Annotated in this window: 6 protein-coding genes and 1 pseudogene; 3 read left to right on the plus strand and 4 right to left on the minus strand. The window is 59.4% G+C overall.

Translation table 11 applies throughout. The annotated features are described in order from the left end of the window. The 3 genes from AC5E6N_RS22680 to AC5E6N_RS22690 all read right to left on the minus strand — a co-directional run. The coding region (locus tag AC5E6N_RS22680; RefSeq protein ID WP_491749937.1) for a CNNM domain-containing protein at window positions 1–719 on the minus strand (719 nt) is incomplete at its 3' end. 290 nt (window positions 720–1,009) lie between these two features. Beyond that, window positions 1,010–1,342, minus strand: coding sequence for a DUF6665 family protein (locus tag AC5E6N_RS22685; RefSeq protein WP_491749938.1), 333 nt, complete (start codon window positions 1,340–1,342; stop codon window positions 1,010–1,012). 79 nt (window positions 1,343–1,421) lie between these two features. Beyond that, entirely contained in the window at window positions 1,422–2,459 is a 1,038-nt protein-coding gene (locus tag AC5E6N_RS22690; RefSeq protein WP_491749939.1) for a permease, read from the minus strand. Between the two features lie 75 nt (window positions 2,460–2,534). Here AC5E6N_RS22690 and AC5E6N_RS22695 point away from each other — a divergent pair, with 75 nt between their 5' ends. From AC5E6N_RS22695 to AC5E6N_RS22705, 3 genes and pseudogenes are all read left to right on the plus strand, one after another. After that, window positions 2,535–3,443, plus strand: a complete 909-nt coding sequence (locus AC5E6N_RS22695) for a LysR family transcriptional regulator (RefSeq protein WP_491749940.1) — start codon at window positions 2,535–2,537, stop codon at window positions 3,441–3,443. 156 nt (window positions 3,444–3,599) lie between these two features. Continuing rightward, window positions 3,600–3,791 carry a hypothetical protein gene (locus AC5E6N_RS22700; protein ID WP_491688153.1) on the plus strand — a complete coding sequence of 64 codons (192 nt, stop codon included), beginning with the start codon at window positions 3,600–3,602 and terminating at the stop codon, window positions 3,789–3,791. Window positions 3,792–3,985: 194 nt separating this feature from the next. Further along, window positions 3,986–4,441, plus strand: a pseudogene (locus tag AC5E6N_RS22705) (Fic family protein); the annotation flags it as partial. Between the two features lie 162 nt (window positions 4,442–4,603). Here the strand turns inward: AC5E6N_RS22705 and rpsA are convergent. Continuing rightward, on the minus strand, window positions 4,604–6,247 hold a 1,644-nt coding region (gene rpsA / locus AC5E6N_RS22710), incomplete at its 5' end, for a 30S ribosomal protein S1 (RefSeq protein WP_491749941.1).

Raw genomic sequence — 6,247 nt, forward strand, 5'->3', positions numbered from 1 at the left:
CCCCGCACCTCGTCAATCGTCTCGCCGGTGACCAGGATGCGCGAGAAGGTGAAGGACTCCCGTCCTTCAACGGCCGACGCCACGGTCGCATCGGCCGGCACATGCTCGATCACCGTTCGAGGCGTCATCACCTCGTGCGCCTGGATTTCGGGCATGCGGAACAGGTTGGCGACGACACGCGTTTCGTCTTCCTCAACGACGCCGAGGCGCTGACCCGCACTCGTCAGCGCGGTGATCTCCTCGCGGGAGATCTCCGCATCCGTCTCGCCCCGGGTCAGGAGCCGCGTGATCGCCTGGCTCATCCAGACCAGGGGCAATTGCAGGGTAATCAGCCAAGGCAGCACACGCACCGCAAACGGGGCGAGCGCGCGCCAGTATGTCGCCCCGAGCGTCTTGGGAACGATTTCCGAGAGAATGAGGATGCCGAGTGTCAAAAGGGCGGAGAATATTCCGACGCCCAAATCATTGAAGACGAGCGCCGCCTGGGCGCCGGCTCCGGTTGCGCCCACCGTGTGTGCGATCGTGTTGAGCGAAAGGATCGCGGTCAGAGGCCGTTCGATATCGGCCCGCAAACGCCTCAGTTTCCCGGCGAGCTTCGGGCGATCTTCCTCGGCCGCCTCCACGAAGGAGGGTGTGATCGACAAAAGCACCGCCTCGAGGATGGAGCACAGGAACGACACACCGATGGCGAGAACGACAAAAAGGATCAGCAGGGTCATGGGGGGCTTTCGTTTGGCTTCGTTCGGCGACCCACTTCATACAGGAACGCCCGGCCACAACCAACGGCGCGGAGCAAAACAAATCCGCTAAATGTCACCTGACAAACCTAAAGTCCGCGCGGGGAGCGAAGCTGTCTTTCGCAATCGGCCGCAAAGCAGGCGATGGCTTCCTCGTGATGATAGAGCCTCGGGCGATGATATTGAACCAGCACTGCGCATCCTTGGACGCGGTGTTGATCTCGCGGCGGCATTCTTGCGCCAATTTCACAATATCATACAGCTTCGACAGTTTATTTCTTTCGAATGCCGACACGCACAAGCACTTCGCCCGGTATTCCATATCGTTTGACCAGTTGCGACTGGGATGACAGGCCGGCCATGTCATATTGGACGAAGAGCGCCCAGGCGCGGTCCGCGGCCGCCTGCAGCAACGCGCCGCGCTTTTGCCGATCGGTGCCGCTGTCTTCGTCATGGGCACGCAGATCGCCGAGCGCCTTTTCGAGAGCCTTGCCCGTACGGCCGATGGACGAGGCCATTTCCGCCAGGATCTCGGCATCGAGAATACCGGCACCGGTCCGGGGTCCGCGTCTCCTGCCATAGAAAACCGGAACCTTCAGGGACATCCGCACTGCCTCCAATGCTTCACCGCGGAATGCCGGCGCGCATGCTTGGATTACGGCGCTGCCCGGCGTGTCTTTTCTATCAGACGAGAAGACCGTAAATCCAGCCCGACAGCAGCGATCCGCATACGGCAACGGCAATGAAGAGCAAAAACGGTTTCACCTTGAGGACCGGGAAGATCGCCAGGGCGCCCCAGATGCTGACAACGCCGCCCGATACCAGAAACGCTATCGCCGCTCCCGGCGACATGCCGTGTTCAATCAGCGAACGCGTCAGCGGCAGCGCCGCGTAGCCATCCACATAGGCGGGCGCGCCGACGAACACCGCCAGCGGCACCGCCCACCAGCTTTCGCGGCCGACATAGGCAGAGAGGACCTCAGGTTCCAAAAGCCCGTTCAGAATATGCTCGGCGGCAAAGGCGGGCACCAGACAGATGACGACAAGTCTCAACGTCGCCACGAATTCCCGTACAAACGCCCTGCGGCGGGCGGCGGACTTCCAGATGGCCCCATCGAAGCCGCCGACGCTTTGCGCGCATGTGCTGCCCAGACGCCCGACGATTGCATTGCTGCGCAGGGGATGCACGATCCATGCATGGCCTGACAATGCAGCGGTGGATAATCCGCCAAGGAGACCAAGGGCAAAGGCAGCCACCGTCTTGCCCACGGCGAAACCGGGACCAAGCATGGCCGCCGTCGCGGCAAACATCGCCGGATCGGTCACCGGCGAGGACAGCCAGAACGCCATGACCGGAGCCAGAGGAACGCCGGAGGCCAGAAGGGCCGCCATCAGCGGCAGGACCGCAACGCCGCAAACGGGCGTAACCGCGCCGCAGGCCGACGCAAGCAGGATTGCGGGAAACAGCCTGCCGCCCAGACGTCGGGATACGATATCCGCGCCACCGCTGGCGCTGACCCAGGCCGCCAGCACAATGCCCGGGATGACGAGCGGAGCGACGTCAACGAGACCCCATAGGACGTAACGGCCGGTTTGGAGGATTTGTGCGGGCATCAAGGCGATCAACAAACCCGCAAGAACGGCACCGGCCGCCATCAGGATCAACAGGCCGGTCCCCACGCCGGATCTGCGGGTGATGTCTGTCATGTTCCTGTCGGTCATCCGGGCATCATGACAGATGGCAAAATATCAGAAAAACGAATATATTAAGATTCAGCTATTGGAAAAACAGATAGAATGGCAACGGAAAAACTCGACACGGACCTGCTGCGGACGTTCCTCGTCATCGCCGATGCGGGGAGCTTTCTTGGCGGCGCGGCGCGCATCTTCCGGTCGCAATCCGCCGCGAGCATGCAGATCAGGAAACTGGAGGAGATTGTCGGCGCGCCGGTCTTTGTCCGCCATGGACGGGGCGTGCGCCTTTCACCGGCCGGAGAAAGGCTTGAGCCGACGGCGCGGCAGGCCATCGCCTTGCTCGACGGCACACTCGACCAGATCAGGAATGACGGGCTCAAGGGATCGCTGCGCGTCGGAATTCCCGACGATCAGAGCCGCGGCGTCCTTGCCCGCATCATCGGCGATTTCGCCGGCGCGCATCCGTCGGTCGAACTGTCGGTCCATTGCGCGCTGAGCAGCGGTTTTTCGAAATCGCTTAAAGGCGGCGCGCTCGATCTCGCCGTCCATGAGGTGGAGACCATCGGGCCCGGAATGGTTCCGCTGCGGCGGGAAAAGCTCTTCTGGGCCACATCACACGCGCACCAGGTCATCAACTGGGACCCGCTGCCGGTGGCGATATTCGACCGGGCGTGCTGGTGGCGCGACATATCGCTGAAGCTGCTGCAGTCTTCCGGGCGCCGCTACCGCACGGTCTATTCAAGCGAGAGCACGACGGGCATCGTCGCGGCCATCGAGGCCGGGATCGCGGTGGGCATTCTCGGCGAATCGTGCCTCAACGACAGACTTGTGCCGATTGCCAAACGGCACGGTCTTCCCGCGCCGCCGGCATCGCATCTCGTCATTGAATTCAGCCCGTCGAAGGACAGCGACATCCGCCGCGCGATGGCGGATACGATCCGGCAGGTTTTCGGCGCGGGCAGCGCCGAAACAGAAATAGGAATATATTCCTCGATTGCCATTGTTGATTGATACGCTTTCGAGTAAACTGATAACAGTTTGACTGTTGTCAATCCGCGGTGACAGAAAGGAACCGACATCGAAGTTTTTCATAGATTGATTACGATTGCCGACATATATTCTGTTAGGGATACACTATCGTTTTTGGGAAAGTTCAGGAGCGTAAAAGTGACAGAGGCTTTGGAAGCGTTAATAGAAAAAGCGCAGAAAATTCAAATGACTGAAGACCAGCAGAGAGAGCAGCGATTGAGCTTTGTGTATGGAAATACGCACATCGAAAATGAGCGAATCACTCGAGACATGGTGCGCGATGCCGACGACAAGGTAAGCAAGGAGCCCTCTGCTAAAGCTCGCCAATAATGAGTGAAGATCGACACAGTCATGCGGATCCGGTGGAGCTTATAAGCGACCCGGACGAAAAGGCGAAAAGAGAAGCAGAAAATGGTGTTCGCCAATATCGGGCGGCTATTGAAGTTGTTAGATCATATGTTCCGGTGACTAAAGAGAGATTTCGTTTGAGGCAATCAACGATCTTGGATTAGCATCAAGAAGCACTTAACGGAATTCACCCGCTAGCCGGAACATATCGAAATACGCCCGTCTCTATCGGCCAAAGCAAGCACATGCCGCCTCGGCACACTGAAGTGCCAGACTTGGTGGCGGAGATGTGTGACTATGTGAATGAAAATTGGGAAGATCAAAACGCGCTGCAACTCGCGGCATATCTTCTTTGGCGAATGAACTGGATACACCCGTTCGCCGATGGAAACGGACGTACGTCACGGATGGTATCCTATATGGTTCTTAGTATTAAACTAGGTGCCATGTTACCTGGTACCCCCACCATCCCGGATCAAATTGCTTCAGATAAAAGTCCATATTATGAGGCACTTGAAAAAGCAGATGCCTCTTGGAAGGCAGGCGTCATTGGATTGTCTGATATAGAAGCGATGCTCGAAAGAATGCTAGCACAACAGCTTTTAAGCGCAGTGCAAGAGGCGTCATTGTAGGTTGTGAGATACCGTGTGATCGAGCAGACTGCACACGGGACAGAAGCGGTTCAGTGCTGTAGAGAGCGGCATCTTCAAGGCAGGCCTTCGGGCGCGGGCGAACCCGTATGAAAAAAGCCGCGGCGAAAAAGCCGCGGCTTCTATTTTCTATTTCATTAGGTACTAGTCGTCGCCGTTCTGCTTCTTCAAGGCTGCGCCCAGAATGTCGCCGAGCGACGCACCGCTGTCGGATGAGCCGAACTGCGCGACGGCTTCCTTCTCCTCGGCGATTTCAAGCGCCTTGATCGACAGCGTGATCTTGCGGTCCTTCTTGGAGAAGTTGGTGACGCGCGCGTCGATCTTCTGACCGACGGAGAAACGCTCGGGGCGCTGCTCGTCGCGGTCACGCGACAGGTCGGAGCGGCGGATGAACGAGGAGACATCCTCGTGATCGACCAGTTTGACCTCGAGGCCGCCATCCGTCACGCCGGTGACTTCGGCGGTGACAACGGCGTTCTTGCGCAGACCGCCGGAAGCAGCGGCTTCGCCGACACTGTCCTTGCCGAGCTGCTTGATGCCGAGCGAGATACGCTCCTTCTCGACATCGACATCGAGGACAACGGCCTTGACCACATCGCCCTTGTTGTACTCCTCGATGACCTGCTCGCCCGGACGGTTCCAGTCGAGGTCCGACAGGTGGACCATGCCGTCCACATCGCCTTCGAGGCCGATGAACAGGCCGAACTCGGTCTTGTTCTTGACCTCGCCTTCGACCTCGGTGCCGACGCTGTGGCTCTGGGCGAAGACTTCCCACGGATTGTCGAGGGTCTGTTTCAGGCCCAGAGAGATGCGGCGCTTGGCCGGATCGACTTCCAGCACGACGACCTCGACTTCCTGGCTGGTCGACAGGATCTTGCCCGGATGGACGTTCTTCTTCGTCCAGGACATTTCGGAAATATGGATAAGGCCTTCGATGCCCGGCTCCAGTTCGACAAACGCACCGTAGTCGGTGATGTTCGTGACCGTGCCCTCGATCTTCTTGCCTTCCGGATATTTCACGCCGATGCCGTCCCACGGATCGGCCTCGAGCTGCTTCATGCCGAGCGAGATGCGGTGGGTTTCCTGGTTGATGCGGATGATCTGCACCTTGACCGTCTGACCGATCGACAGGATTTCCGTCGGATGGTTCACACGGCGCCAGGCCATGTCGGTGACGTGCAGAAGGCCATCGATGCCGCCGAGGTCGACGAACGCACCGTAGTCGGTGATGTTCTTGACGACGCCCTCGACAACCTGGCCTTCCTCGAGGTTCTGAACGATTTCGGAACGCTGCTCGGCGCGGCTTTCCTCAAGCACGGTGCGGCGCGAGACGACGATGTTGCCTCGGCGCTTGTCCATCTTGAGGATTTCGAAGGGCTGCGGGTTGTGCATCAGCGGGGTGACATCGCGGATCGGCCGGATATCGACCTGCGAGCGCGGCAGGAAGGCCACGGCGCCGTCGAGATCGACGGTGAAGCCGCCCTTGACCTGGTTGAAGATGACACCTTCGACACGCTCATTGGCCTCGAACTTGGCCTCGAGGCGAACCCAGCTTTCCTCGCGGCGCGCCTTCTCGCGCGACAGGACCGCTTCACCAAGCGCGTTCTCGATGCGCTCGACATAGACCTCGACCTCGTCACCCGGCTTCATCGAGCCGTCCTTCGACTTGGCGCCGAATTCCTTCAGCGGTACACGGCCTTCGACCTTCAGGCCGACATCGACGATGGCGACGTCTTTTTCGATGGCGGTGATGATGCCCTTGGCGACATAGCCTTCGGCGAGATCCTG

The organism is Hoeflea sp., from assembly GCF_984452065.1.

What these genes read in the sequence shown, in the direction of transcription:
- AC5E6N_RS22685 (WP_491749938.1), bottom strand. Translation starts at nt 1,342, where the DNA reads ATGTCCCTGAAGGTTCCGGTTTTCTATGGCAGGAGACGCGGACCCCGG.
- AC5E6N_RS22695 (WP_491749940.1), top strand. Translation starts at nt 2,535, where the DNA reads ATGGCAACGGAAAAACTCGACACGGACCTGCTGCGGACGTTCCTCGTC.
- AC5E6N_RS22690 (WP_491749939.1), bottom strand. Translation starts at nt 2,459, where the DNA reads ATGACCGACAGGAACATGACAGACATCACCCGCAGATCCGGCGTGGGG.